The following is a 24,067-nucleotide window of genomic DNA, read 5'->3' on the forward strand; positions in this document are numbered from 1 at the left end:
TTCTGTCTTAGTTTAACCATACATCTACTACCATCTTTTCTATTATACATCAAATATAACTAGGTTTAAAGGGACATGTTTATTTATCAGGATTAAGCTTGTAATGTGACGAATTTTCAAATTACTTGGCGGATTGGATTCAATTATTAACTATTTTACGTCAATAAATCTTCCGATATCACTTTGAATCCTTCAATGATTGTATCTTCTTCTACTTCAATCAAAATACATTGCTTGCCGTCATAGTTCACCTGTTTCACATACTTTAAGTCTTGTGGACTGATTAATATATTTGCTACTTTCGTTTCGATCTTAATTGATTTCGACGTATAACTTGGAACGATGTGAGTAGCTTTCATTTCATAAGAAGTATCATCCACTATAGTCTGAAAAGCCGTTTCTACAGACTCCGTATTCACGTAGTCGACACCGCTCATTTTCAATACACGCTCTACTTGCTTCGCATCGATTGCTGGTGGCTCTTCCGGTTCTTCCTCTTCTTCGTCCGTCACAGTTAATCGGTAGATGGCTTCATATACATTCCCTAGTGTTTCCGTGTCTACTTCACCACCGACTACTTGTTTAACGATCTCCTCAAAAACAGCCTTATCGTCCGCAGCCGTAACCACTTCTTCTCCATTCAATACATTCTCTATGAACGTATAATCTGGCTTATTCACTTTACCCGCAGCATATAGCACATGATTGACATCAGCCGAATTGTCTGTAAAGCAAGGGAATAAAAAGCCACCTATTGGTGACGCAAGATTAATGATTGGATCAAGCATTGGATTCGATTTGAATTCACGCTCCTGGAAATCAAAAACAATGGAGCGCTTCGGCAAGTCCGTATGATTCATACTACATAGAATAAACGGCGTCGTAAATACTTCATCCCGCATATCAATTTCTGTCTCTTCACTGTTACGCTTGGTTTTCTTAAAGTAGTTTCCGCGAATAAATGTCACGACGAGATCTTTTTCATATTGCACATCTTTTACCATTTTGATGGCTAAGTGTTGCATCTCTTCTTTCCATTCTTCAGCTTCTTCTGCATGCAATCCTTCATACAAAATTTTTTGTGCGTGATCTTCATTATTCTCTTCACTTTGACTTTCGAACTTCACTTCAAATAACTTCATGCCTAGTTTACCACCTAGCACCTTTTTGAAATTCGTCATGAACAGTTCTTGTTGCTCACGATCAAGTAAAGCAAATGCCTGACTTTCCTCATGGTAAATCTCACTGCTTTCCTGCCTAATGTAGGCGTGGTAAATATCAGTGATAGTCAAAAGATCTGTATCTAATTTAAATCGTTTACGGATATCCGCAATATCATTTTTATTCATTTCCCGTTCCCACTTCCTCACTGATTTAACTACACGTATTCACTATGTTGAATGACGTAACTATACACACATAAAAGTTTAAAGAATTTACACATAATTATCCAATATTCGGGTACACAATGGAGTGAGAATAAAAAAACTAGACAAAAGGTAGTGATTTTATGTCAGAAAAATTATTTACATCCACAGCAACTGCGAAGGGAGGAAGAGAAGGTCATGTAGTATCCTCTGACCAAGTAGTCGAATTCGATACGGCAATGCCAGGAACAAAAAGAGCGAAAGAATTAGAGAACTCTACCAACCCTGAGCAATTATTCGCTGCAGGCTATGCAGCTTGTTTCGACGGTGCACTTCAACTCGTTGCAAGCAAGGAACGCGTGAAGTTTTCATCAGAAGTCACAGCAAACGTTAGCTTGTGCAAAGATGAATCAGACGGTGGTTTCAAGCTAGAAGTTGAGTTACAAGTGAGTGGTACAGACATCGAAAAGGCTCAACTAGAAGAGCTAGTAGAAAAAGCACACCACGTCTGCCCGTATTCCAAAGCAACTAGAGGCAATATTGAAGTGACGTTAACAGTACGTTAATTCTACACTTTAACCATAGCGCTACAGGCTGTGCTGGAAGTCGTAATTATACGACCTCTCGCACAGCTTTTTAATTTGGTAGAAGATATTTTCTACTTCTTCAAACCCTCAATTAATTCCACGATCGCAGCAGAAGTCTGCATGATCTGTTCTTCATTCGATATAGTCGCTTCACCGTCACCCTTTTGTTTACCGTAATCACCAAAACCTGCATGATTACCGCCCTCTATTTCGATGAACTTTGCATCACTTGGCATACTAGATTTGGCCTCTTGAATAGCTTTCGCGTCCGCTACTTCATCCTGACTCGCCCAAATCGACAAAATATCCACCGTTGCCTCACTTAAATCTGTATGACTTCCAGGATAAGAAGCTAGCAACACGAGCGCGGAAATCTTTTCATGGCGAGACGCGTAATCCGATGCCGTCACACCGCCTAAAGAATGACCTCCTATTAACCATGTATCTATTTCGGGATGATTACGTATTATCTTATCCGCTTGGTCAGGTGAGAAGATGGCCATCTTGAGCGGTAGGTGAGGAATAATTACCGTATAACCTTGTTTGGCAATTTCCTTAGCCAGCGGTGCGTATGCTTCAGCTTCTACTTTTGCACCTTGGTAGAATATCAGACCTATATTATTCTTATTTGCAGTAGATTTAAACACTAGCTCTTTGCCATTCTCAACAATTACATCTGAGTCTGACTGTAAATTTTCTTCTGCGTAAGACTGCGCCGAGTAATAAGAACTAGCGAATATAACGAACCCAACTGCAATCATTAACAGGAAAATAGCTAGCCCAACGAACAACTTGAATTTCCATGTCCTCTTTTGTTTCATACTTGATCCTCATTCCAATTTATTCCTTCACGATATCAATGAAATGCTTTAATACTCTAGCCGTCAATCCCCAAACTGTATAATTACCATACTCATAAAACCATTCTTCAAGCGAATGACTTCTAAATTTATACTGGTCTCCATTCATAATCTTTTCAAATGGGAAGTTTTTAGGCGGTGCTGTTTCGATGGCTACCGTATGCATGTACGGCTCGTGATCCACAAGCCACTTAAGTGGAATTGAAAATACCTCCTCCACCTCGTCTTTATTGTAGCTCCGAATAATTTCATGATAATCCACAACCGCCACAAACGGATAGACGACAAATGAAGGCGACGCAACATACGGGCTTAACTCTCCTACCATCTGTACCGTCTTCGGATCAATTCCGAGCTCTTCTTGCGTCTCCCGCAAAGCTGCTTCCATAGGAGATGCATCTGTTATATCAATTTTGCCACCAGGAAAACTAATGTCGCCCGGCTGTTTTCTCATCGTGAGGGCACGCACCTCAAACAGCACATGCCATTCCCCTTCCGCTTTCACTAACGGAATAATTACTGCGGAACGGAATGCAGTATCTTCTCCAATGAATAAAGATTTATTTTCATACAATTTATTTTGCAGTCGATCCAAGTCCATGAAGTCCCCCACCTCATCGTTTTATCCTATCGTATCATTACTAGACGAATCGTTAAAGAAATTAAAAGGAGCTACCCTGTAAGAGCAACTCCTCATTCAATCTATATACGTTAACGCTTCACTAATTTGCCCTGCACAACATAGCGTTTATCTTTACTATTCACAGAGTTATTGCAAGTCGATAAAGTCACAATCCGGTCATCCGGCCCTACTTCCACTGGCATATCAATCAAAGAACGTGATTGCACTTCTTCTAGAAACTCTGAAAATTGTTCATCCGTCTGAAAATTTGTCTCAATATAATAAAAGTCAATCGTCGTTTCATAGGCTGCAAACACTTCCACATCATACCCTTCATATAATGTATCGATATAAATAACGGAATGTTCGTCTGCATAGTCTTGATCGCCAAATTTCTTCAAGCTACCAAACATCGTATCGTTTCTCATTGCATGCCCGTAGAGGACCGTGTTATGGCTCATATCCGTAATATCATTTCGATAGTCCATGAAGACACTGCCCGCGCGACTACTTTCCCGTGTGAAGTTACGATTTAAATAAAACTCGTTATCTTCAGCCTGCAAGATCGGGTTATGCAAATTGGTACCTTCTACTGAAATCCAGCCCACGATATCTTGATTCACTTTATGTAATTCTTCAAACTGGGGACGCATCGAATCGTCTTCCAAGAGCTCTTCTTTAACGTCTCCCGTTACCGCAACCTGGGCTGTGCTTTCCAACGCTGTCTTATACATTTGTTGCGTTTCCTTCAATGAGCTGGCTGATTCCACGTATGTATATACATACTGCACGAGTAAATAGCCTGAATAGAGAAAGACTGTCAAATAAACGAAAGGCATCAGTTTCGACAGGCGTTTTTTCATCAGCTTACCTCCTAAATACCAAGTGACATCATATAAAGACCTAATTCGTCATCTTCCTTGAAGACAGCGTTGACTCCATATACTTCTTTGATGACATCCTTTGTAATGACTTCTCGTGGCGGACCTTCTGCAATGACTCGACCGTTCTTCATCATAATAATCTCATCACTATAACGAATCGCCTGGTTGATATCATGCAACACCATGACAATCGTCAACCCATAGTTTTCGTTAAGTGATTTTACGAGCTCCAGTAATTCAATCTGATAATAAATATCCAAATACGTTGTAGGCTCATCGAGGCACAGTATTTCTGACTGCTGTGCTAGTGCCATCGCAATCCATACACGCTGACGCTCTCCACCCGACAATGCCTCTAAGTCTTTATAGCGCTTGTCTGTCAGGTTCGTCACAGACAATGCCCAATCTATAGCCTTGCGATCCTCTTCTTGGTTACGTTGCAATAGAGTTTTATGAGGCAATCGGCCAAAACCGACTAGTTTTTCAATCGTCAAATCTTTTGGCACTTCATTCTGCTGATAAACAATTGCTAGTTTCTTCGCAAACTCTTTCGGTTTAAACATTGCTAAATCACGATTCTCTAATGATGCCATCCCCGATTTCGGCATATTACCGCGTGAAAGCACACTTAGTAATGTCGATTTCCCACAACCATTCGGCCCGATAATCGTCGTCACTTTCCCTTTAGAAATAGACGTCGAGACATTATCCAAATGATTGGTTATATTATCATGCGATACAATAATGCGCTTCATTTCCATAACAGATCACTCTTTTCGCAGTAAGAATATTAAGAACGGCCCACCGATGATCGCCATCAACGTCGAGGCAGGTATTTCAAGCGGTGCTACAATTGTTCTACCGAGCGTGTCTGCTAGCAAGATAATTAACGCTCCTAAAAGCGCTGTGAACGGTATGAGCACTTTGTGGTCATAGCCTACTAATCTACGGGCAATATGTGGTACAAGTAATCCAACAAATGAAATCACACCCGCAACTACAACCGAAATCGCTGCCAATAAAACGGCTACCGCCGCGATGAGTAAACGGGCACGCGCAACATGGAAGCCAATACTTTTTGCCGTCTTATCTTGCAACACCAATAAGTTACACCAGCTGTACAACGCGAATGCCAGCACTAATCCGATCGTTCCATATGTTGCAATTGTAGAGACATCACTCCAAGTACGCATCGTTAAATTCGAACCAATCACACTTGAGGCTGAGACGTTCAACGAGCCACCAAAGCTGATGAACGCTTCAGTGAGACCTGTGAACATCGCATTAATCGCGATTCCCACAAGTATTAATTTTAACGGGCTGAGACCTGATTTCCACGACAATGCAAAGACGAGAAAACAAGCGAAAGCCCCACCCATAAATGCAAATAAAGGCGTCATGAAAAAGAGCGCCGGAAAGAACGAAATAATGAATAACTGTACGAATGCAGCACCAGAAGATATTCCAATAATTCCTGCATCTGCAAGAGGATTACGCATTACAGACTGCAACAAGACACCGGAAACCGACAGCGCTGCGCCTGCAAAAATTGCCACAATCATTCGTGGAATGCGCAAGTCCCGAATGGCTTCCATCTGACTGTTACCCTGTTCAAAGAGCGCACCAAAAAATTCAAAGAATCCCATTTTAATACTTCCTGTTGTAGCCGAATAGACGATGGTTACAACTAGCAGCAGGGATACCATTACATAACTTGCAATTCTTTTTCTCATGACGGCCTTCCTTTACACACGAAATTCATCGAATTATCGATAGAAAATCTTCATTAGCTCACTTAATGCTTCAGGTACTTGCAATGAAGCGGTTGTGCCAAATAACTCTTCTTCTAGATCATATACTTTACCATTTTTCACCGCATCGAAATGCTTCCATACATCATTTGTTTGGAACTCTTCATTGAACATTTCCACGACTTCATCTGGCATACCGTGTGATAAACGCAAGATAATATCCGGATTACTATTATGCAGATACTCCGTGTTAGACGATAAGTATTCAGGATCCTGACCTTCCATGACATTCGTTCCACCTGCACGTTTTACGAGGTCACCCGCATAGGAGTTTTCCGTCGCGACTAAGTAACTGCCTGGGATACCTAATAATATCAATACACTTGGTCCTTTGCGATTCGCCGCCACTACTTCGGCAGCTTCAATCTTTTTCTGTAAGTCCCCTACTAATTTATCTGCTTGAATAGTACGATCATAGCGTTCTCCAAGACCTTGAATTTCTTGTATCATCGAATCCACGCTTTGGAAATTTAAAAATGTTGCGGGGATATTCAATTGTTCAAAGCCGTCTTCAAGGTCATATTCTAGTGTAGAAACAGATAAAAAATCTGTTGGGTCCATTGATTTCACAATTTCCATATCGGGCGTCATGGCATTTCCAATAGTCGGAAGCCCATCAAACCGGCTCGCCAATTTCTTTTCTGTTTCAGGAATAGCGATCGCATCTAGGTCTAGCTTATCTAAAATATCTGCGATAACAACAGTACCCGCAATAATTCGTTGATCATTTGTTTCTACGGCCTCACTTTTCTCTGCGGTATCTGCTGAAACGGCTTTTTCTTCTTTATCATTGCCGCATCCTGCGATTATAGCTGCTGTTGCGATTACCAACATCAGCCATACATATCTCCACTTTTTTTGCACAATGTAATCCTCCACTCGTTATTCATTGCTCACAACATGACTTTTCTTTAGTAATCGACGTATCAATAAAACGGCTGATAATATACATAATGTAATCAGTATTCCCAACTTCACTATATCGAACGGAATCGTTTGTTCTTCTTGTATTTGGGTCAATAGTTTTTCCGGTTCGCTTGCTACTTGCGTTACGATCTTGGCTGGTTCTTCTTTCACATCATCCACCGTACGATCAAATTCTAATTGCACTTCAGGAAGGAGAGGTGGTAACTCGTCCTGGTTCTGTTTTTTCTCTTCCGATACCTTCTCTACCTTCTGTTCTTTTTCGGTCGTGGTTTGTTTAGCTGGAGTAGTGGGTTTTTTAGGCTGCTCAGTTCGCTTAGTCAAGGAAGAAACTGCTTTATTGGCTGAAGGTGCTTTGCTCAAATACTTCGCGATCTGTTGTGGATTGAAAGCAATTTGCAAAAACTCTTCCTGTACATGTGAGTTCTCAGAGTCCTTCACCTGCATCCAAATACGAGTCCCCTCTCGGAAATCTTCTACTTCGAATTGCACAATGCGCGTCTTGTTTTGTGATACCACTTTTGGTTCCACTAAATCCCCTTGCTGCTCTACTTTAAAATCTTTGACCTTACTTGGTAGAAGAATCTCTAACTGTGCATAATATTTATTATCACGTCTAATGACGTGCAGTTCTTGATTGACATAGTCGTTCATTGCCGACGGTTTGCCGTCTGACAACAACTGGTAATGTACGGTATCATCACTTGGTTGAATGGACTTTGCGGGTTGAACTTGCTTAAACGTTGGTAAGGACTGCTCCTGGATCAACACTTCATAAGAAAAGGATTGCTGTGCATGTTCTTTCGGCAAGCGATATGTGCCTGTAAGTTCAATCTTTTGTTGTACATCCTTTATATCAAACTGAACTAAGTTTTCTGTTCGATCCAATCGCGTGCTCGTTCTGTTCCCTTGCTGCACGGCAGTGATATGCGTTAAGATGTGATCTTTCTTCGCTGAAATGGATAACGTATAACGGTCTTCCTTAACCGTTAACGTAGCCTGCCTAGTAAATAAAACATTTGTCTCCTCGGCTTCATCTGTTAGAAAACTTAGTTCAACTTGATACACATCATTTGTTATTTCTTTCCTTTCGTTTGCGTTTACGGAATGAAAAGGAAGCCACGTAGAGACGAGTAGCAAAAGTAGAGGTAACAAAACCAGTCTTTTCATTTCAAACGTACACTCCTTTACACATCATGTAAAACGACAGGAACTTCCTTCCACTTTAAACAAAGCGAAAGGAAGTATCTGTATTCGTTCTTATTTATTCATGAATTCTAATGAACCATATAAAATTTTAGCCATTTGTGTACGTTGTAATGAACTGCCTGAGCTGATCAATACTTTACCGTTTGGCTGAGGAGCACCTGTCATAATTTCCTCTGCATACAACAATGCAAATGCTTGTTTTGCTTCAGGATCTGTAATGACTTTTCCATCTGCATAGAAAGGAAGAGTGGTATCCCCTTTTTTGATTTCTTTACCTTCTGCAAATTGAATTGCACGGTATAGCATTAATGCGCCTTGCTGACGAGTCAATGTATGGTTCGGATTGAACTTTTCATTCGTTTGTACAATACCTGCTTCTGCAAGAGCATTGATTGCGCTTAGGCGTTCTTGATCCGTGATTTTGTCTAAATCTTTAAATCCAACGTCCTTAGTGGATTCTAGGTTTAATGCACGTGCAACCATCAATGCGAACTGTGAACGTGTGATGTTATTACGTGGATTGAACTTGTCCGCACCTTTGACAATGCCTTTGCTATAAAGAGCAAGAATCGCTTCTTTATTACCATCTTTAGCGATGTCTTTGAACGGGTTTACAGTTGGTTTTACACCATCAAGGCCGATTTGCACTTTGTGGTTTGAATCGTATTGGATAGGTCCTTCATTTACAATGACATGAAGATCTGCATTCACTAACTTTGTTAGATCTGCTACCTTAAATGTGTATGTGCGTACGCCTGTCGATTTGTCATCTGTTGCTATAGGAACTTCCTTACCAGCGATTTTGAAGCCGTGGATATAGCCACCTTTAGGGAATGTTACTGTTACTTCGTTGCCGTCCTTTACTTTCTTTACGGATGCAACTGGCGACATATAATCATTCATAATGGACTCTTCCGAAGTTCCATCTTTATATACTGTTACATTTACATCACTTACCACTTCTGCATCTGCTTTAGCCACTGTTGCTTTCAAGTCAAATGGATACCACTTGTCCATTTTGTGGGCAGGCACCACTACATGAATTTTGCTTGAATATACTTTATCCGCTTCTACCGGGAAAGTATAAGTAGTTGTGCCGTCAGCATTTTTAACTTCCGTTGCATTAGCAAACTCTTCTCCTTGTTTCGTTTGAAGACCTGCAATCATTGGTGCAGATTTAGCAGCAACTGTTACTTTCGCATATGACACTCCATCTTTTTCTACTAACGTCCCTTGTGGTACAAGGTGTCCGCTAATTGCTGGCTCAGGTGTCGTGGTTCCAGACTTGTATATATTCAAATCAATTACTTGATCCACTGCCACCGCTTGCGTCAAAACAGACGTTGCTTGGTTGCTTGTGCTAATCGGGTTAGCGGATGCTGCTGTTGGAATAGCGATGGAAGCTGCCAGCAATGAAGCAAGCACTACTTTCGTCGCGCGAGATGATGTTTTTTTCGTCATAATTAGTGTTCCCCCTGTTTTCTTCGGAATGTAGTTTTATACAATAAAAATGCAGAACCCGCCAATACGAAGATTAATAGGTATGGCGTTGTATCACTAGTTTGTGGATTCTTCACTGGTACTTGACTAGTTGGTTTCTTTGTCACCGTACTGGTACTAGTGTTCGTATTAGTACTAGGTGGTGTAGTAGTCGCAGGTGGTTTTACTGCCGGTGGTGTCACGGCACTCTTGTCCTCAAAAACCAAATCCACTGTATACTCATGATGGTAATTGATATGCTCTACGTCCACTTTCATTGGGATCTTCACTGGCTTTGAAATATCACTTACGCTAAATTCTACAACACGTGTATCGGCCTTCAGGTCTTCATTGACTACTTCTGCTCCGCCTGCTGGCTCGAACTTCGTAATCCACGAACTGTTCTTTAGCGTAAGCTGTACAACGGCAGAACCATTCGTTACTGTCACGAGTGCCGGTTTTTGGAAATAATCATTCGCAATAGATGCGTTAGTGCTGTCCGGCTGATTAATTTGATAATTTAACTGCTGGGTACCGTCTGCTATTTTAGCGGATGCTTGTGGCAGACCTATTGTCAGCACGAAAAAACTTACAACTAAAAAGTATGAGAATGTTTTTTTCACTTGGACATAACCCCCTTCACTTGTTTAATTTCATGCTACATAAATCCACTGATTGGTTTCCAGCCATTGGATACATTTCCACTTCTAAATTATCTCATAAATTGCTCCATACATGAATCTTAGCAACTTACCATCTAGTAGATTATGACAAACGTGTGACGTTCATAACAAATAAATGAGAATTATTATCATTTAATATATCCTGTTTCACTGGTAAAGTCAATTGACTTTGGAAATTTATCTCAGTGTGACCTATAGATTTTTATCATTAGTCACTAAGTTGAAAGCCGGGCATAGTCTAGATAGATATGATTTATGGACGAAAGGGGTATTACGATGAATCTTCAGTCTTTTAGTGGTGTCGTCATGGTAATAAATGATTTTTATACGGGGCAAAATAATGATGCGGGTTGCTACCTATTGATGACAGTGGACAATGGCCAAGGTAATGTCGTCAACTTTGTAGTAGAGCCGACGACTTATTTCGTTCATCACGTAAAGGTTCGCGTAGGAGATCACGTTACAGGATTTTATGATGCCGATGCTGCCACGCCTATGATTTATCCCCCTCAATTTAGAGCGGTAGTTATGTCCAAAGATTCTAGGCATGAAAATGTCAAAGTCGACTACTTCAACCGTCGCCTGCAGAGTAGTGATGGAACGCTCCAGCTTAATCTGTCTCCACAAACTGAAATACTTTTGACGAATGGCCAGTATTTCACAGGGAATATAGCTGAGCGGAATTTGATAGTTTTATATGGTGCAACTACAAAAAGCATCCCACCGCAAACTACACCGCATAAAATTATTGTCATTTGTTCATGACTTTCGCACTTATAAAACAGAGACACGCTACTTGAAGCGTGTCTCTGTTTTATAAGCAAAAGAACCGTTGTGACGTCTTGTAGATTTCTCTATACGCCTCATCAACAGTTACATCCTTAATTTTGGCTATACTGCGAACACTTTCATGCAACATGGCGGGATGTGTTAATTTTCCTTTAAAAGAATGTTCAAACGGCCACGGTCCATCCGTCTCTACCATTAACTGAGTTAACGGAACTTGTTTAACTATGTGTTGAATCTTTTCTCGATACGTAACTTCCGGGGTCACAGAAATCATATAACCGTTTGAAACAATTCGCCGCAAGATTTGATCGCTCCCTTTAAACCAGTGAAAGTGTGCTTTCGAGATGGAATACTGCTCCAACATATCACAGACTATTTCCGCATCTTCATACACGGTATGTAATACAATTGGCAAGTTATATTTTTCCGCCTTCTGAACAAAGCGTTCTAACACGTCTTTATACAGCCCCACATCTAAGCCAGGTTGCTCTTGCCTCGAGTAATAGGGTAATCCTACTTCTCCAATTGCCGTGAGACCCTCTGCATGGTCATCGATCAATCGAAGAATAGCTGAAAGCTCACTTTCACTCGGTAGAGCTTGTTCGGGATGATAACCTATAGCAGGTTTGATTCGACTATCTGTTTTGGCAAATTCTATTTGCTTAACGGACGATGTATAATCATTTGATACCGCCACTATTGCAGTCACATCATTCTCTTCTAATTCGTTCAAAATTTGAATCTGATCTTCCTCTTTGTACATATCTAAGTGAATATGTGCATCTATTATCTGTCGGCTCAAAAGTGATCACTCGCTTCTCCTAATCTGCTATGTTTCACGTGAAACGTCTATCCGTAAATGAACTTATACTATAATCTAAGCATCATACTACTCTCTCTTACAAAAAAGTGAAACAACATGACGGCCCTTATTTTCATTTGGTGATACGTAGTATTTTGTATTTTCCCTGTAGCTATGTTGGATTATGTATTGCATGGGAAATAAACGAACTTTTTATATCAAAACGCAGCAAGCTCTATAGCCTACTGCGTTTTGCGATAATTAATGTGTAGTTGGTTCAGGGTAGTCGAAGCCTTTTGTATCTACTTCAACTGTCTTCATTTTCTGCTCTTCAAGAGGCTTGTCCATAGCGTCTGTTTCAGTAGCTACGATCGCATCCACTGTCTCCATGCCTTCCGTTACCTTACCGAAAGCCGCATACTCACCGTCAAGCGAAGTGTTATCGTCTGTCATGATAAAGAATTGAGACCCTGCGGAGTTCGGGTCTTGCGTCCGTGCAGTCGAAATGACACCGCGCTCATGTTTCATATTATTTTCAAATCCGTTTGAAGTGAACTCTCCATCAATTGCGTATCCCGGTCCACCTGAGCCGTCACCGGATGGGTCCCCGCCTTGAATCATAAAGCCTGGAATCACGCGATGGAAAACCAGGCCATCGTAATAGCCGTCTTCAATTAAAGAAATGAAGTTCGCTACTGTATTCGGTGCAACAGTCGGTTCTAATTCTAAGACAATCTGTTCATCGTTTTCCATCGTGATCGTCACGATAGGGTTCTCTTTCACGTCTGCCGAGTAATCCACCGCTGCTTCTTTAGGTTGTTCTGCAGACTCTTCTTTCGGTGTTTCCATTGATTTTTCTTCAGTCTCTTTTCCACACCCCACTAAAAGAATAGCCAACGCCATTACACTTAGTAGGAAATACCATGCTTTATTACGTTTGAACATATATTTCCAACACTCCTTACCTTTTTATCCATCATTATATACGATTACTCTCCGGTCTCCTGGCCGCGATAACGAAGAGCCAATCCTTTTAAGAAGTTACGTGCATATCGATCGCCACACGGTTTATAATTTCGATGGCCTTCTTTACGAAGAACAGCACTCAATTCGCTTTTAGAAATGGTTACTCCCGCACTTTCCAAAATATCGAGCATATCTTCACTTGTAAGAGATAATGCAATTTTAACTTTCTTCAGCAAAATATTATTGACATTTCGATGACCTTCCTCTGACATAAGGAATGGTTGCGGAGCGTTACTGGCATTCTCCGGCACCCCTCTTTTGGAGCTAATCAAGCCATTTAAGAATGACTCCAGCGTCATATTGTCAATTTCTTTTGCATATTCATTCATCTGCATTTCATCCGTGCTATCCTCATTCATTTTCGTCAGCATTTCTTTAACTTCTGCTCTGTTTGTCTTCAGTCCGCCTAACGCAAACATTTCTACAACTGCCGAATCTTTTAGATCCAGTGCATAGCGTAATCTGCTTAAAATATCATTGTTATTCATATCATCACCTGTACCCTCTCTAGCCTAAAGCTGTGCCTCTTAGTATAGCCTGATTCGTCATAATTTGTCTTCATTTAATCGATTGAAGTTGAATCTACCTCATTTTCAATCGTTTGCATAAACTGATCACCAAAATCACATATTGACGTAACGACTGGTTCTAATAATAAACCAACTTCACTTAATTGATACTCTACTTTTGGCGGCACAACGGGATAGACGTAGCGCGTAATGATTTTATCTTCTTCCAATTCACGTAATTGTCTAATCAACATACGTTGATTGGCATCAGGAAGTTTTTTCTGCATCTCACTTAATCTTAATGGTGACTCGTGTAGTAAGCACCAGATAATTGCGATTTTCCAACGTCCTCCTATGACAGACAAAGCTAAATCCTTGCTTGTGAAGTACTGTTTATCTTTATACTGAATAATCATATTTCCTCACTTCTTTCCATATTATTCATGGCCATAGTGACAAAAGAGTCAGTATTGCATGGTGAATTATAATATGTAATGATAGAAATGTAAACACAATAAAGCAAAAGAAAGAAGGGCTTCATTTGAAAAGTAGAGCAGCTGTAGCATTCAAACCTGGAGAACCACTTAAAATTGTAGAAATTGATGTAGAAGAGCCAAAAGCTCATGAGGTATTAGTCAAAATTCTTTACACTTCTGTCTGTCACACAGACGCATATACATTATCGGGTGATGACGCAGAAGGAGTATTTCCTGCCGTTTTAGGTCATGAAGGTGCTGGCGTCGTAGTTTCAGTAGGTGAAGGAGTCACTTCTGTTAAGCCTGGTGATCACGTAATTCCACTTTATACACCTGAATGTGGGAAATGTAAATTCTGTCTATCCGGTAAAACTAACCTATGTGGCGCAATTCGCGAAACACAAGGTAAAGGATTAATGCCTGACGGTACTACTCGCTTCTCATACAATGGCGAACCCATCTACCACTACATGGGAACTAGTACATTCAGTGAATATACTGTCGTGTCTGAGATTTCCCTAGTTAAAGTAGAAGACCAAAACGTACCACTTGATAAAGTTTGTCTATTCGGATGTGGCGTCACTACGGGTATTGGAGCTGTTCATAAGACGGCGAAAGTAGAAGAAGGTGCTGTCACGGCAGTCTTCGGTCTAGGAGCTATTGGTTTAGCCGTTATTCAAGGACTAAAGCAAGCAAAAGCGGGCCGTATCATCGCTATTGATCTCAATGAAGATAAATTTGAACTGGCGAAGAAGATGGGCGCAACAGATGTCATCAACCCTTCTACATTCGATAAGCCAATTCAAGAAGTCATCGTAGACATGACGGATGGCGGAGTAGACTACAGTTTTGAATGTATTGGTAATGTCGAAGTCATGAAAGCTGCTCTTGAATGCTGCCATAAAGGTTGGGGCGAGAGTGTCATCATTGGCGTTGCGGCTGCTGGTAAAGAGATTCATACCCGTCCATTCCAACTAGTTACAGGTCGCGTATGGCGCGGTTCTGCGTTTGGCGGAGTGAAAGGTAGAACAGAATTACCTGGGATGATTGATGATTACATGGATGGTGAAATTGATTTAGATTCATTCATTACACACCAACTAAACTTCACAGATATCAACGAAGCATTTGATTTACTGCATAAAGGTGAATCAATTCGTACAATACTAACATATGGAGAGTGAGATCATGAATGTAGAACGCATTGAGCAAAGACGATCTTTTGGTGGGGAACAAAACAAGTATAACCATTATTCAGAAGTCCTCAAATGTGATATGACATTTAGTATCTTCTTACCGTCAAATAAAGAACAAAAAGAAATACCGCTTATTTGGTTTTTATCGGGATTAACCTGTACGGATGATAACTTCAGTCAAAAGAGCGGCTTTCAAAGAGTAGCTGAAAAACATCAAGCGGCAGTGATTATTCCCGATACATCACCACGCGGAGAAGATGTAGCGAACGATGAGGCATTTGATCTTGGACAAGGTGCGAGCTTTTATCTAAACGCAACCGAAGAACCATGGGCAACGCATTATCAAATGTATTCGTATATTACGCAGGAGCTTAGTGAAATTGCGGCTTCTCTAGTACCTAATTTCTCAGGTAACGAAAGTATCATGGGGCACTCTATGGGTGGTTATGGTGCATTGATGATCGGAATGAAGAATGCAAATCGTTTCAAAGCGATTTCCGCGTTCTCACCGATTTCAAGTCCGAGTGATGTTCCTTGGGGAATCAAAGCATTTACGACGTACTTAGGTGAAGACAAAGCAGCATGGAAAGAGTGGGATACTGCTGAGCTAGTGAAGAAAGCAGGTATTCCACCCATCCTCATTACGCAAGGCACTGCAGATGGCTTTTATCCCGAGCAGTTGAATGAGAAGCCATTCCTTGAGAATGCAAAGCAGCATAATCAAGCAGTGGAATATAACAAAGTAGACGGCTATGACCATAGCTATTTCTTCATCTCTTCTTTCTTAGAGGAACACTTTGATTTTCACGTGCAGAACTTAGAGTCACTTAAGTAAATATTAGATAGTTGAAGTAGGATACTGCATGGGATTTCCGTTCCTATAGACATGGTTTGGGCCATACCCATAGGAATGCGTCTCCCTGTAGCACCTTTCAACAGTGCATATCTCTACTTTATTTACCTACATTCCAAATGTCCACATTGCTTATAATGTGGATGTTTTTGTTTTTTAGAGTATATGAACTAAAATAGAAGGAACGAATTGATTTTTTACATAGGAGGGACAGTTACGATGGATCTAAAGAAAATGTTAGCCGATGAACGTGTAAAGCCATATGTTCTGAAAGCTCGGTATGGTATTGAAAAAGAAGGCCAACGCGTGGATCTTGTGGGAAATTTAGCGACGACAGATCATCCTGCAAGCATTGGAATGGCAGATGAACACCCGTATATTCAGCGCGACTTCTCGGAAACACAAATGGAATTGATCACACCTGTCCTGAACACACGGGACGAATTATTTGATTATCTGTCGGCTATCCATGATGTGGCATACCGCTCCATGGGCAAAGGGGAAATGTTATGGCCGTTAAGTATGCCGCCTGCACTTCCAGAAAAAGAGGAAGATATCGTAATTGCAAAATTGGAGAACTTTGAGAACGTTCTCTATCGACGCTCTTTATCTACTTCATACGGTCGTCGGAAACAAATGATATGCGGGATCCATTTTAACTTTGAATTTGGTGATGAATTGCTCAAAAAACTGTTTGATTTACAGTCGGAGATCGATAACTATAAGCATTTCAAAACCAATATATACTTAAAGCTCACAAGGAATTACTTATACTATCGCTGGCTTGTGACGTACTTTTATGGTGCCTCCCCTACTAGTGACGAGAACTTCTACGGCTGTGATGATCAGCCTAATGAACCGGTTAGAAGTATACGGAGTAGCAGATTTGGCTATGTAAATCACGATGAGGTAAAAGTTTCATTCAGCTCAATAGAGAAATATATTGAAGATCTATCCTGTGTCGTAAATAAAGGATTGCTTGTGGAAGAAAAGGAATTCTATACCGCGATGCGCTTACGCGGAAGCGAACGTGTAGAAGAATTTTTGACCGAGGGCGTTCGTTATGTAGAATTACGAAATATTGATTTGAATCCTTTTGAAACGAATGGAATCAGCTATGAACAAGCGGAATTCTTGCATATTTTCTCTCTGTATCTTCTGCAAAAAGATGAACATCCAGAGAGTGATGAGTATGGAAAAGTCGGCGATGCGCGGAATGATGTAGTTGCGCTTGAGCATCCATTGTCACGCACAGCGTTTGAAGCAGAAGCTTACGAGCTAGTTGACGGTATGGAAAAGTTGTCTAAGGATTTAGGCTTCCCTGTTTCTGACACGTTATTTAGCAATTTGAGAGCTATGCTAGAAGATCCTTCGAAGACTCTAGCTGGTAGGCTATATACGGAAAGTCAAAAGAGTAGTCAACGTCAGGTAGCTATAGAAATTGCAAAAGAAACCTACGCTAATCTTTGGGAAAAACCGTATGAGTTAACAGGCTTTACGGATATGGAGTTATCTACGCAGATTCTCATGTTTGATGCATTTCAACAAGGCATCGAAGTAGAGATTTTAGATCGACAAGATCAGTTCTTGAAGCTAAAACTACGTGACCATGTAGAGTTTGTCAAGAATGGTAACATGACGAGTAAAGATACGTATGTCTCTACTTTGATTATGGAAAATAAAACGGTAACGAAGAAAATTCTTCACCAAGAAGGCTATCGTGTGCCAGGCGGTGACGAGTTTAATACTATTGAAGATGCATTGCGTGCCTATGATATGTTTGCCAAGACACCTTTCGTCGTGAAGCCTAAAACAACGAACTACGGAATCGGTATTTCTATCTTTAAAGATGGGGCCAGTTATGAGGACTACGAGAAAGCAATCACACTCGCATTCGACGAAGACTCGTCTGTATTAGTAGAAGAGTTCCTCGATGGCACAGAGTACCGTTTCTTCGTATTACACGATAAAGTACTTGCCATCATGCTACGCGTGCCTGCAAACGTCATGGGAGATGGCATACACACAATTAAGGAACTCGTTGAAGAAAAGAATCGGGATCCACTTAGAGGTACAGACCACCGCACGCCATTAGAACTTATTCAACTGGGCGAGCTAGAGGTTCTTATGCTGAAAGGTCAAGGTTATCAACTGGATTCGATTCCTAAAGATGGGGAGATCGTCTACTTGCGGGAGAATTCCAATGTCAGTACTGGCGGAGATTCGATTGATGTAACCGATCAGATTTCCGATGATTATAAGAAGATTGCAGTAGATGCAGTAGCGGCTCTTGGAGCAAAAATTAGCGGGATCGATTTGATTATTGAAGACCTCGATGTCCCAGCAGCAAATCCAGGCGCTTATGGCATCATTGAGGCAAACTTTAACCCATCGATGTATATGCATATTTACCCTTATAAAGGCGAAACACGTCGATTGACGACAGATATACTACATTATTTGTTCCCTGAGTTATCATAAGACCATATGTGTGTATAAAATCCATAAAGAACAGGCCTATTCAGATAAACTGAATAGGCCTGTTCTTATTTTCGATTTATGATTTATCAATTTTTCATAGAATTCAATTCATTTAGCACTAGTTACTAGGATTTCTACCTATTCTCTTTATATTCAGTGTATGATTAATACTATGAGACTACCACTTATAAGGAGAGAGGAAAATGAGATTCTTATTAAAAAAATGGCACTTGTTTTGTTTACTCGTAACTCTACTAATACTGGCCCCACTTTCCACGGTAAGTGCAGCGGCATTAACCGACGAAGCAACAGACATGCCGACTGACAAAGAATGGATCATTACGTTCAGTTTCCCCGTTATTGAGTCCAGTATTACGTCTAAATCTATTTATGTGATGAACAGTAAACAAGAGGAACAACCTGTTAAAACATCTGTACAGGATGATGTCGTAATTGTTCAAGCACCCGAAGCAGGGTACGAAGCTGGTCAAACATATACTTTACATATTACGACAGATGCCTTAGGACAAGTCGGTAATGAGATTAAAACATTAAAAAAGCCCATTACAAAACCTTTCACGATCACGACAGAAGTCTATTCTGTTGTCGATATTCGTGAAGATGGAACATATTCAGTTGCCTCAAGCCACTCTACTTTTGATAAAGCAAATGCCAGCTTACAAGAAGGTCAAGGTATCATGCTAAATGAACAATATGTCAAAATTCCATCTGGCTTTGTAGCAACCAATACTCAAACCGTCACGTCTATTTACAAAAAGCCAATCTTTACGAAAATGTATGAATATACAGGTGTCGCTACTGATACAGAACTTACTTATTCAGACGCTACAGCAGACTACATTAAGGTGTATATAGGTGGACAAGACATGTACATCAAACACGAAGATGTCACACTCATTCCAACTGCTACAGCGAAAGGACAATCCTATTATCAAGCGAATCAACAAGGCTTATGGCATTACGTTTATCACCATCATAGTGGAAAATACGACGGTGCGTATGTAGTCGGTAAAAAGCCCGAGTTTCTAAACGAAGGCGTCAAGTATTATAGTGTCGACGGAGCAAACTTCACTACTGCAGACGGCGAAATTACAGGTGAAAGTCATGCCTACTTCCAATATCTATCACCACGTGTTCCAACAAACTATAGTGCTGCAGAGTTAGATACGTATATCAACACTCAACTCGCTGCAAAAGAACTGACAGGTGGCAGATATAGAAACGCTACAGTGAAAAGTCCATTAAAGGATCTGGGGGCTACATTAAAGTTAATTGAAAAAGAGTATCGTATTAACGCATTACTTATTTTATCACTCGCTATTCATGAAAGTGATTACGGCATGAGTTGTCACGCACAAAACTACAACAATCTATTTGGACTAACTGTTCCTGACAATGATGCGCACTGTTCAGAAGATGTCGATACCTCTTCGAAGAAATACTATGCATCTGTCATGGAGAATATCTCGGCACTAGTAAATCAATTAAATACAAATTACTTAGATCCCTTGAATATGCGGGAATATCGGTACAATGGCGTAGCACTCGGCAATACATTGATCGGGATGAACGTACGCTATGCTTCAGACCCTTACTGGGGAGCAAAAGCAGCGGGTCATATGTATAGCATAGATCAAGAGCTTGGTGGCAAAGACTATCAAAAGCATGAGCTTGGCTTTACGGCAAGTTCAGACGTCAGCATTCGCACCGGACCCTTCATAGACCATAACCGTGCGTACCAGTATAAACTGGATTGGACGATTAAACTTCTAGGTCAAATGCCGATTACTCTGTCTGCTACACCTTCAGAAACAAATGGTTGGTTACGGGTTATTTCTGAATTGCCAAAAGACAGTTCAGATTTATATACAATAACTCCAAATGTTCGCATAGTGACTACACATTAATAACTATGTAAGTGGATCTAAAAAACAGGCCTATCCAGTTTATCTGGATAGGCCTGTTCAGATTTCATCAAGCAAATAAATTAAAACGGGTTAGTAGCAATGAAACTTGCTGTTTTCACATAAACACGTCGATTTAATTTTAATTGATTTACAATAACTTCAGCAATGTCTTCCGATTGAATCAATTTAGAGTCGTCATTTTCTTTAATCAAATTTAGATCTAATGCTAAATCTGTCGCTACAGTACTTGGTGTTAGAGCCGAAACGCGTATATTATTTCGACGTACTTCTTGTGCTAATGATTCTGTAAAGCCAATTACCGCAAACTTTGATGCACTGTATGCACTTGAAGTAGCCGCACCATTTAGACCATTTGTTGATGAAATATTAATGATATCACCTGTATTTTTTTCAATTAATTGCGGTAACACGGCACGTGTCACATAATATGTACCCATTAAGTTGACATCTACTATGTTCTTCCACTCTTCTGGGTCCATCTCCAAGACCGTACCAAATGAAGCAATCCCTGCATTGTTAATTAAAATATCAGCAGTTCCTAATTTATTAGTTAATGATGCAATGGCTTCTTCAACTTGCTCTTTAGATGAAACATCAGCAGTTGCATAAGCGACTTTTACGCCATGACCTTCAATTTCTGTCGCTACTTCTTTTAAAGCAGACTCTGTTCTTGCAAGCAATCCAATATGGACTCCCTCTTTTGCCAAGTGAAGTGCCGTTGCTTTCCCTATACCTCTTGCCGCGCCAGTAACAAATGCTACTTTTCCAGTTAATGATTGTGCCATTTTACAAGACCCCTTTTAAGTGTTGTATGCTTTTTCTTTTAGTATACCCGTTGATGAAATCCTTAGCATGAATGAAAGCTTGAATAGTGACTTTGATTAATGATTCAAGTTCGTTCTCCCTAAACCTCACTCACTTATGATCAGGCCTGCCGTTATAGATGTGGATGAGGTTTTCTGTAGTTTTAGGGTAACTCTAGACTCCATAACCCAGAAAACCAGCTACTTCATATACATGCTCATGAATTTACCTATGTGGCTAACGTAAACTTCTTGATAGCCTTTTTCGCTGATATGTAGACAGCACTACTCCTCCCACTATAAACAGTGAGCCGACAATTTCCGCCCCCGTTATTGGTTTATACAGCAAGACTAATCCCATGATCATCGCTACAAAAGGTTCTAAATTAGATAATATAGACGCCTTTGAAGCATCAACATATCGAATATTGTTATTCCAAATCAACATGGCGATACCGTGTACCACAACGGCAGTTATAATCAGAAATGACCAATCCGAGATCTTTACACTCATTCGTATCGGCGTATCAAGTAAAAAAATAAAAGGAACCGACACAACTAGTCCGACAACATTTGAATATAATGTAATTGCAAGTGGATCCACTCTATTGGAAAGGAGTCTCGTTACGATAATTAGCATAGCAAAAGTAATCATTGTGACTACGATCCACCATAAACCTTTATCGATATGTAAAGAGGATACATTTCCTTTTGCTACTACAAAGTAAATACCTATAATCGCTACAATAGATCCGAGTAACATACGAATTGTTAACTTCTCTTTCAAAAAAACACCTGCTAAAACACCAGTTAAAATGGGTGTAGTTGCTAAGATTAATGCAGAAGTTGTTGGATCAGCTGTTTCTAATCCGGCAAAAAAAGACCACTGGTTAATAAAAACGCCAAAAACACCTAGAAAAATCACTGCCAATACATCATATTTATTTAATCGTTTCACTTGCAGTCTGTATGAAGATAATCCAATCAAAAAAAGTACTATAAACAATAATCTGAGCGAAGTGAGAAGAGCTGGGGAAAAGTGCTGGACTAGCATCTTACCAAAAACAAAATTACTACCCCATACCATTACACAAAGTGTCAGCCAAGCATATGCTTTTAACAAATTTATCACCCTTCCTACAACAAAATGCCAACTGGCCTATTCTATACTTACTTATGCTTTTCGTACATATTTTTGTTTGGAAGTACCCACTCACTGACCTATAGGATGGCAATGTGTACAAGATTAAAACGCAGTAGCAGTAATATTTCCATATTACATAGGCATTTTGTTATTCGTTACATCCTAATAGCATTAACATTGCATGGATGGTTCGTCATTTAGAACATATTTTTATATTTACACAATTTACGGAAGTATAATAACACTGTATAACGAACAATATTAAAATTTATTAAATAAATGTTCGTATATTGACTGAAAGCACAAAAAACCTTTGCTATAATCATAACGTATTCATTGTAATAGTACTTTTTACTACTTTCCATATAAAATATTAATAAGTAATAAGAATCAATTAATACATAATCGGTTTCTAGCATCATCATACTGTAACAGCTATTCGTTACTGTTTGGATTAATGAAATCCATCACGCATCTGGGAAAGCAGTGTGCTTAGGAATACTATTCGATGAAATTATTTAAGGAATGAGGGATCATCTTTGAGGAACATGAAGTTAGTTGGGGTTATTGTATGTATGCTTTTTCTAGCAACGATCGTTTCAGGCTGTAACTCCACTACTAATAGTACAGCAGACACTGAACAACGCCCGATCATTGTGCAAGGACCCATGCCTATTGAAGCCGAGAAGTTTGCTGAAAAATTAAGTGACGCAGAAGTTGAAGAATCAGGAAACTTTGTTTTTTATAAAGGAACTATCGATGACTATCCTGTAATTGTTACCAAGACTAGTAAAGGGATGGAAAACACGGCAGCCGCCACTGCATTAGCAATTGAAAAGTACAATCCTATCGCGATTATCAATCAAGGAACTTCAGGCGGACATGACCCGAACTTGCATGTATTTGATATAGTCTTAGGTAAACGGACGGTCAATATCGGTTCGATGAAGACTGAGTCTGCAGAAGAAAACGAAGGAATGGATCCATCATTATGGAAGCCTATGGACCTCATGGCTTCTGAAGGCAGTGCCGGAGAGGACCCCGATGCAGAGAAGATTCGCTACTTTGATGGCGACGATGAATTATTGGCAGCAGCCAATGCGGTTAAAGACCAATACGAACTGGGGAAAGTTGTTGAAGGTACTATTGGATCCGCTGATCTGTGGAATAACGAAGTAGACCGCATAAACTGGTTCCATGAAAAGTACGGTACTTCCGTTGAAGAAATGGAAGGTGCTGCTGCAGCACAAATTTCCGATAGTTACAATGTTCCTTTCTTAGGAATACGCATTCTTTCCAATAACAAAACGAATAACGGTCAGTATAATCCAGATACCGCTTCAGCCAATCAAGACTATGTTCATCTTGTTCTAAAAAAATATATCTCCAATTTAAAATAAGAAGTTCTAACTCATAAGTAAAACTAGAAAAGAACAGTTTGTTCCATAAACTCTTCTCTTCTAGTTTTTTAGCGTTCAGGAGTCTTAGGCAGTGTATTCAAAAAATCTTAGACGTGTACAAGCCGGATAAAAAATAAATAAATAAATAAATAAAAGTAATTTTTTAATTCCAATAGTCTTATATTTAAATTTTTCGCCTATATTTGCGGTACG

At 40.1% G+C, this 24,067-nt stretch carries 23 protein-coding genes; 7 read left to right on the forward strand and 16 right to left on the reverse strand.

All coding sequences use genetic code 11. The features are described from left to right. Positions 1 to 155 precede the first annotated feature (155 nt). Positions 156 to 1,349 (reverse strand): DUF4317 domain-containing protein, encoded by a 1,194-nt coding sequence (locus SporoP17a_RS09420; RefSeq protein WP_083034421.1) that lies wholly within the window; start codon positions 1,347 to 1,349, stop codon positions 156 to 158. Positions 1,350 to 1,510: 161 nt separating this feature from the next. On the opposite strand from SporoP17a_RS09420, the gene SporoP17a_RS09425 reads away from it, so the two are divergent. Next, positions 1,511 to 1,933 (forward strand): organic hydroperoxide resistance protein, encoded by a 423-nt coding sequence (locus tag SporoP17a_RS09425; RefSeq protein ID WP_083034422.1) that lies wholly within the window; start codon positions 1,511 to 1,513, stop codon positions 1,931 to 1,933. 92 nt (positions 1,934 to 2,025) lie between these two features. Here SporoP17a_RS09425 and SporoP17a_RS09430 read toward each other — a convergent pair whose 3' ends face one another. From SporoP17a_RS09430 to isdC, 9 genes are all read right to left on the reverse strand, one after another. Then, entirely contained in the window at positions 2,026 to 2,775 is a 750-nt protein-coding gene (locus SporoP17a_RS09430; protein ID WP_083034423.1) for an alpha/beta hydrolase, read from the reverse strand. 19 nt (positions 2,776 to 2,794) lie between these two features. After that, positions 2,795 to 3,415, reverse strand: a complete 621-nt coding sequence (locus tag SporoP17a_RS09435; protein WP_083034424.1) for an NUDIX hydrolase — start codon at positions 3,413 to 3,415, stop codon at positions 2,795 to 2,797. Positions 3,416 to 3,525: 110 nt separating this feature from the next. Next, entirely contained in the window at positions 3,526 to 4,299 is a 774-nt protein-coding gene (gene srtB, locus SporoP17a_RS09440; protein WP_083034425.1) for a class B sortase, read from the reverse strand. 11 nt (positions 4,300 to 4,310) lie between these two features. After that, positions 4,311 to 5,081, reverse strand: coding sequence for an ABC transporter ATP-binding protein (locus tag SporoP17a_RS09445; protein WP_083034426.1), 771 nt, complete (start codon positions 5,079 to 5,081; stop codon positions 4,311 to 4,313). Between the two features lie 6 nt (positions 5,082 to 5,087). Then, positions 5,088 to 6,053 carry a FecCD family ABC transporter permease gene (locus tag SporoP17a_RS09450; protein ID WP_083034427.1) on the reverse strand — a complete coding sequence of 322 codons (966 nt, stop codon included), beginning with the start codon at positions 6,051 to 6,053 and terminating at the stop codon, positions 5,088 to 5,090. Between the two features lie 33 nt (positions 6,054 to 6,086). Next, a complete protein-coding gene (gene isdE / locus SporoP17a_RS09455; protein ID WP_083036005.1) occupies positions 6,087 to 6,965 on the reverse strand; it encodes a heme ABC transporter substrate-binding protein IsdE in 879 nt (292 codons plus the stop codon). Between the two features lie 48 nt (positions 6,966 to 7,013). Then, a complete protein-coding gene (locus tag SporoP17a_RS09460; protein WP_083034428.1) occupies positions 7,014 to 8,225 on the reverse strand; it encodes an NEAT domain-containing protein in 1,212 nt (403 codons plus the stop codon). Positions 8,226 to 8,315: 90 nt separating this feature from the next. Next, positions 8,316 to 9,725, reverse strand: coding sequence for an NEAT domain-containing protein (locus tag SporoP17a_RS09465; RefSeq protein WP_083034429.1), 1,410 nt, complete (start codon positions 9,723 to 9,725; stop codon positions 8,316 to 8,318). A 2-nt stretch (positions 9,726 to 9,727) separates the two neighbouring features. Beyond that, the gene (isdC, locus tag SporoP17a_RS09470) at positions 9,728 to 10,366 is read right to left on the reverse strand and encodes a heme uptake protein IsdC (RefSeq protein ID WP_083034430.1); all 639 of its coding nucleotides are present in this window, start codon (positions 10,364 to 10,366) and stop codon (positions 9,728 to 9,730) included. Positions 10,367 to 10,702: 336 nt separating this feature from the next. On the opposite strand from isdC, the gene SporoP17a_RS09475 reads away from it, so the two are divergent. Continuing rightward, positions 10,703 to 11,191 (forward strand): hypothetical protein, encoded by a 489-nt coding sequence (locus SporoP17a_RS09475; protein WP_083034431.1) that lies wholly within the window; start codon positions 10,703 to 10,705, stop codon positions 11,189 to 11,191. Between the two features lie 49 nt (positions 11,192 to 11,240). On the opposite strand, the gene SporoP17a_RS09480 is transcribed toward SporoP17a_RS09475, so the two are convergent. The 4 genes from SporoP17a_RS09480 to SporoP17a_RS09495 form a co-directional block, all read right to left on the reverse strand. Further along, complete coding sequence (locus SporoP17a_RS09480; RefSeq protein WP_237262304.1) at positions 11,241 to 12,017, reverse strand: TatD family hydrolase; 777 nt, start codon at positions 12,015 to 12,017, stop codon at positions 11,241 to 11,243. A gap of 261 nt (positions 12,018 to 12,278) precedes the next feature. Continuing rightward, the gene (locus tag SporoP17a_RS09485; RefSeq protein ID WP_083034432.1) at positions 12,279 to 12,962 is read right to left on the reverse strand and encodes a peptidylprolyl isomerase; all 684 of its coding nucleotides are present in this window, start codon (positions 12,960 to 12,962) and stop codon (positions 12,279 to 12,281) included. A 44-nt stretch (positions 12,963 to 13,006) separates the two neighbouring features. Beyond that, on the reverse strand, positions 13,007 to 13,531 hold the full coding sequence (locus SporoP17a_RS09490) for a YehS family protein (protein ID WP_083034433.1): 525 nt from the start codon (positions 13,529 to 13,531) through the stop codon (positions 13,007 to 13,009). Positions 13,532 to 13,605: 74 nt separating this feature from the next. Continuing rightward, positions 13,606 to 13,968: a winged helix-turn-helix transcriptional regulator gene (locus tag SporoP17a_RS09495; RefSeq protein WP_083034434.1), complete on the reverse strand. Its 363-nt coding sequence runs from the start codon at positions 13,966 to 13,968 to the stop codon at positions 13,606 to 13,608. Positions 13,969 to 14,093: 125 nt separating this feature from the next. Between SporoP17a_RS09495 and SporoP17a_RS09500 the strand changes: the two genes are divergently transcribed. From SporoP17a_RS09500 to SporoP17a_RS09515, 4 genes are all read left to right on the forward strand, one after another. Further along, a complete protein-coding gene (locus tag SporoP17a_RS09500) occupies positions 14,094 to 15,212 on the forward strand; it encodes an S-(hydroxymethyl)glutathione dehydrogenase/class III alcohol dehydrogenase (RefSeq protein ID WP_083034435.1) in 1,119 nt (372 codons plus the stop codon). A gap of 4 nt (positions 15,213 to 15,216) precedes the next feature. Continuing rightward, positions 15,217 to 16,059 (forward strand): S-formylglutathione hydrolase, encoded by an 843-nt coding sequence (gene fghA / locus SporoP17a_RS09505; protein ID WP_083034436.1) that lies wholly within the window; start codon positions 15,217 to 15,219, stop codon positions 16,057 to 16,059. A 237-nt stretch (positions 16,060 to 16,296) separates the two neighbouring features. After that, positions 16,297 to 18,558: a bifunctional glutamate--cysteine ligase GshA/glutathione synthetase GshB gene (gshAB, locus tag SporoP17a_RS09510; protein WP_083034437.1), complete on the forward strand. Its 2,262-nt coding sequence runs from the start codon at positions 16,297 to 16,299 to the stop codon at positions 18,556 to 18,558. A 203-nt stretch (positions 18,559 to 18,761) separates the two neighbouring features. Next, the gene (locus SporoP17a_RS09515) at positions 18,762 to 20,486 is read left to right on the forward strand and encodes a glucosaminidase domain-containing protein (protein ID WP_083034438.1); all 1,725 of its coding nucleotides are present in this window, start codon (positions 18,762 to 18,764) and stop codon (positions 20,484 to 20,486) included. A gap of 80 nt (positions 20,487 to 20,566) precedes the next feature. Here SporoP17a_RS09515 and SporoP17a_RS09520 read toward each other — a convergent pair whose 3' ends face one another. Next, the gene (locus SporoP17a_RS09520; RefSeq protein ID WP_083034439.1) at positions 20,567 to 21,292 is read right to left on the reverse strand and encodes a 3-ketoacyl-ACP reductase; all 726 of its coding nucleotides are present in this window, start codon (positions 21,290 to 21,292) and stop codon (positions 20,567 to 20,569) included. 256 nt (positions 21,293 to 21,548) lie between these two features. Continuing rightward, entirely contained in the window at positions 21,549 to 22,433 is an 885-nt protein-coding gene (locus tag SporoP17a_RS09525; protein ID WP_083034440.1) for a DMT family transporter, read from the reverse strand. Between the two features lie 569 nt (positions 22,434 to 23,002). On the opposite strand from SporoP17a_RS09525, the gene SporoP17a_RS09530 reads away from it, so the two are divergent. After that, the gene (locus SporoP17a_RS09530; protein WP_083036009.1) at positions 23,003 to 23,854 is read left to right on the forward strand and encodes a 5'-methylthioadenosine/S-adenosylhomocysteine nucleosidase; all 852 of its coding nucleotides are present in this window, start codon (positions 23,003 to 23,005) and stop codon (positions 23,852 to 23,854) included. Positions 23,855 to 24,067: the final 213 nt, after the last annotated feature.

Source organism: Sporosarcina ureae (assembly GCF_002082015.1).
Lineage (GTDB): Bacteria > Bacillota > Bacilli > Bacillales_A > Planococcaceae > Sporosarcina > Sporosarcina ureae_A.

Excerpts from the sequence above, each read along its gene's own strand:
- isdE (WP_083036005.1), bottom strand. The coding sequence starts at position 6,965 with ATGTTGGTAATCGCAACAGCAGCTATAATCGCAGGATGCGGCAATGAT.
- SporoP17a_RS09465 (WP_083034429.1), bottom strand. The coding sequence starts at position 9,725 with ATGACGAAAAAAACATCATCTCGCGCGACGAAAGTAGTGCTTGCTTCA.
- fghA (WP_083034436.1), top strand. The coding sequence starts at position 15,217 with ATGAATGTAGAACGCATTGAGCAAAGACGATCTTTTGGTGGGGAACAA.
- SporoP17a_RS09450 (WP_083034427.1), bottom strand. The coding sequence starts at position 6,053 with ATGAGAAAAAGAATTGCAAGTTATGTAATGGTATCCCTGCTGCTAGTT.
- SporoP17a_RS09445 (WP_083034426.1), bottom strand. The coding sequence starts at position 5,081 with ATGGAAATGAAGCGCATTATTGTATCGCATGATAATATAACCAATCAT.
- SporoP17a_RS09485 (WP_083034432.1), bottom strand. The coding sequence starts at position 12,962 with ATGTTCAAACGTAATAAAGCATGGTATTTCCTACTAAGTGTAATGGCG.
- SporoP17a_RS09490 (WP_083034433.1), bottom strand. The coding sequence starts at position 13,531 with ATGAATAACAATGATATTTTAAGCAGATTACGCTATGCACTGGATCTA.
- gshAB (WP_083034437.1), top strand. The coding sequence starts at position 16,297 with ATGGATCTAAAGAAAATGTTAGCCGATGAACGTGTAAAGCCATATGTT.
- SporoP17a_RS09515 (WP_083034438.1), top strand. The coding sequence starts at position 18,762 with ATGAGATTCTTATTAAAAAAATGGCACTTGTTTTGTTTACTCGTAACT.
- SporoP17a_RS09435 (WP_083034424.1), bottom strand. The coding sequence starts at position 3,415 with ATGGACTTGGATCGACTGCAAAATAAATTGTATGAAAATAAATCTTTA.
- SporoP17a_RS09475 (WP_083034431.1), top strand. The coding sequence starts at position 10,703 with ATGAATCTTCAGTCTTTTAGTGGTGTCGTCATGGTAATAAATGATTTT.
- SporoP17a_RS09430 (WP_083034423.1), bottom strand. The coding sequence starts at position 2,775 with ATGAAACAAAAGAGGACATGGAAATTCAAGTTGTTCGTTGGGCTAGCT.
- SporoP17a_RS09420 (WP_083034421.1), bottom strand. The coding sequence starts at position 1,349 with ATGAATAAAAATGATATTGCGGATATCCGTAAACGATTTAAATTAGAT.
- srtB (WP_083034425.1), bottom strand. The coding sequence starts at position 4,299 with ATGAAAAAACGCCTGTCGAAACTGATGCCTTTCGTTTATTTGACAGTC.
- SporoP17a_RS09495 (WP_083034434.1), bottom strand. The coding sequence starts at position 13,968 with ATGATTATTCAGTATAAAGATAAACAGTACTTCACAAGCAAGGATTTA.
- SporoP17a_RS09520 (WP_083034439.1), bottom strand. The coding sequence starts at position 21,292 with ATGGCACAATCATTAACTGGAAAAGTAGCATTTGTTACTGGCGCGGCA.
- SporoP17a_RS09425 (WP_083034422.1), top strand. The coding sequence starts at position 1,511 with ATGTCAGAAAAATTATTTACATCCACAGCAACTGCGAAGGGAGGAAGA.
- SporoP17a_RS09530 (WP_083036009.1), top strand. The coding sequence starts at position 23,003 with ATGAAGTTAGTTGGGGTTATTGTATGTATGCTTTTTCTAGCAACGATC.
- SporoP17a_RS09460 (WP_083034428.1), bottom strand. The coding sequence starts at position 8,225 with ATGAAAAGACTGGTTTTGTTACCTCTACTTTTGCTACTCGTCTCTACG.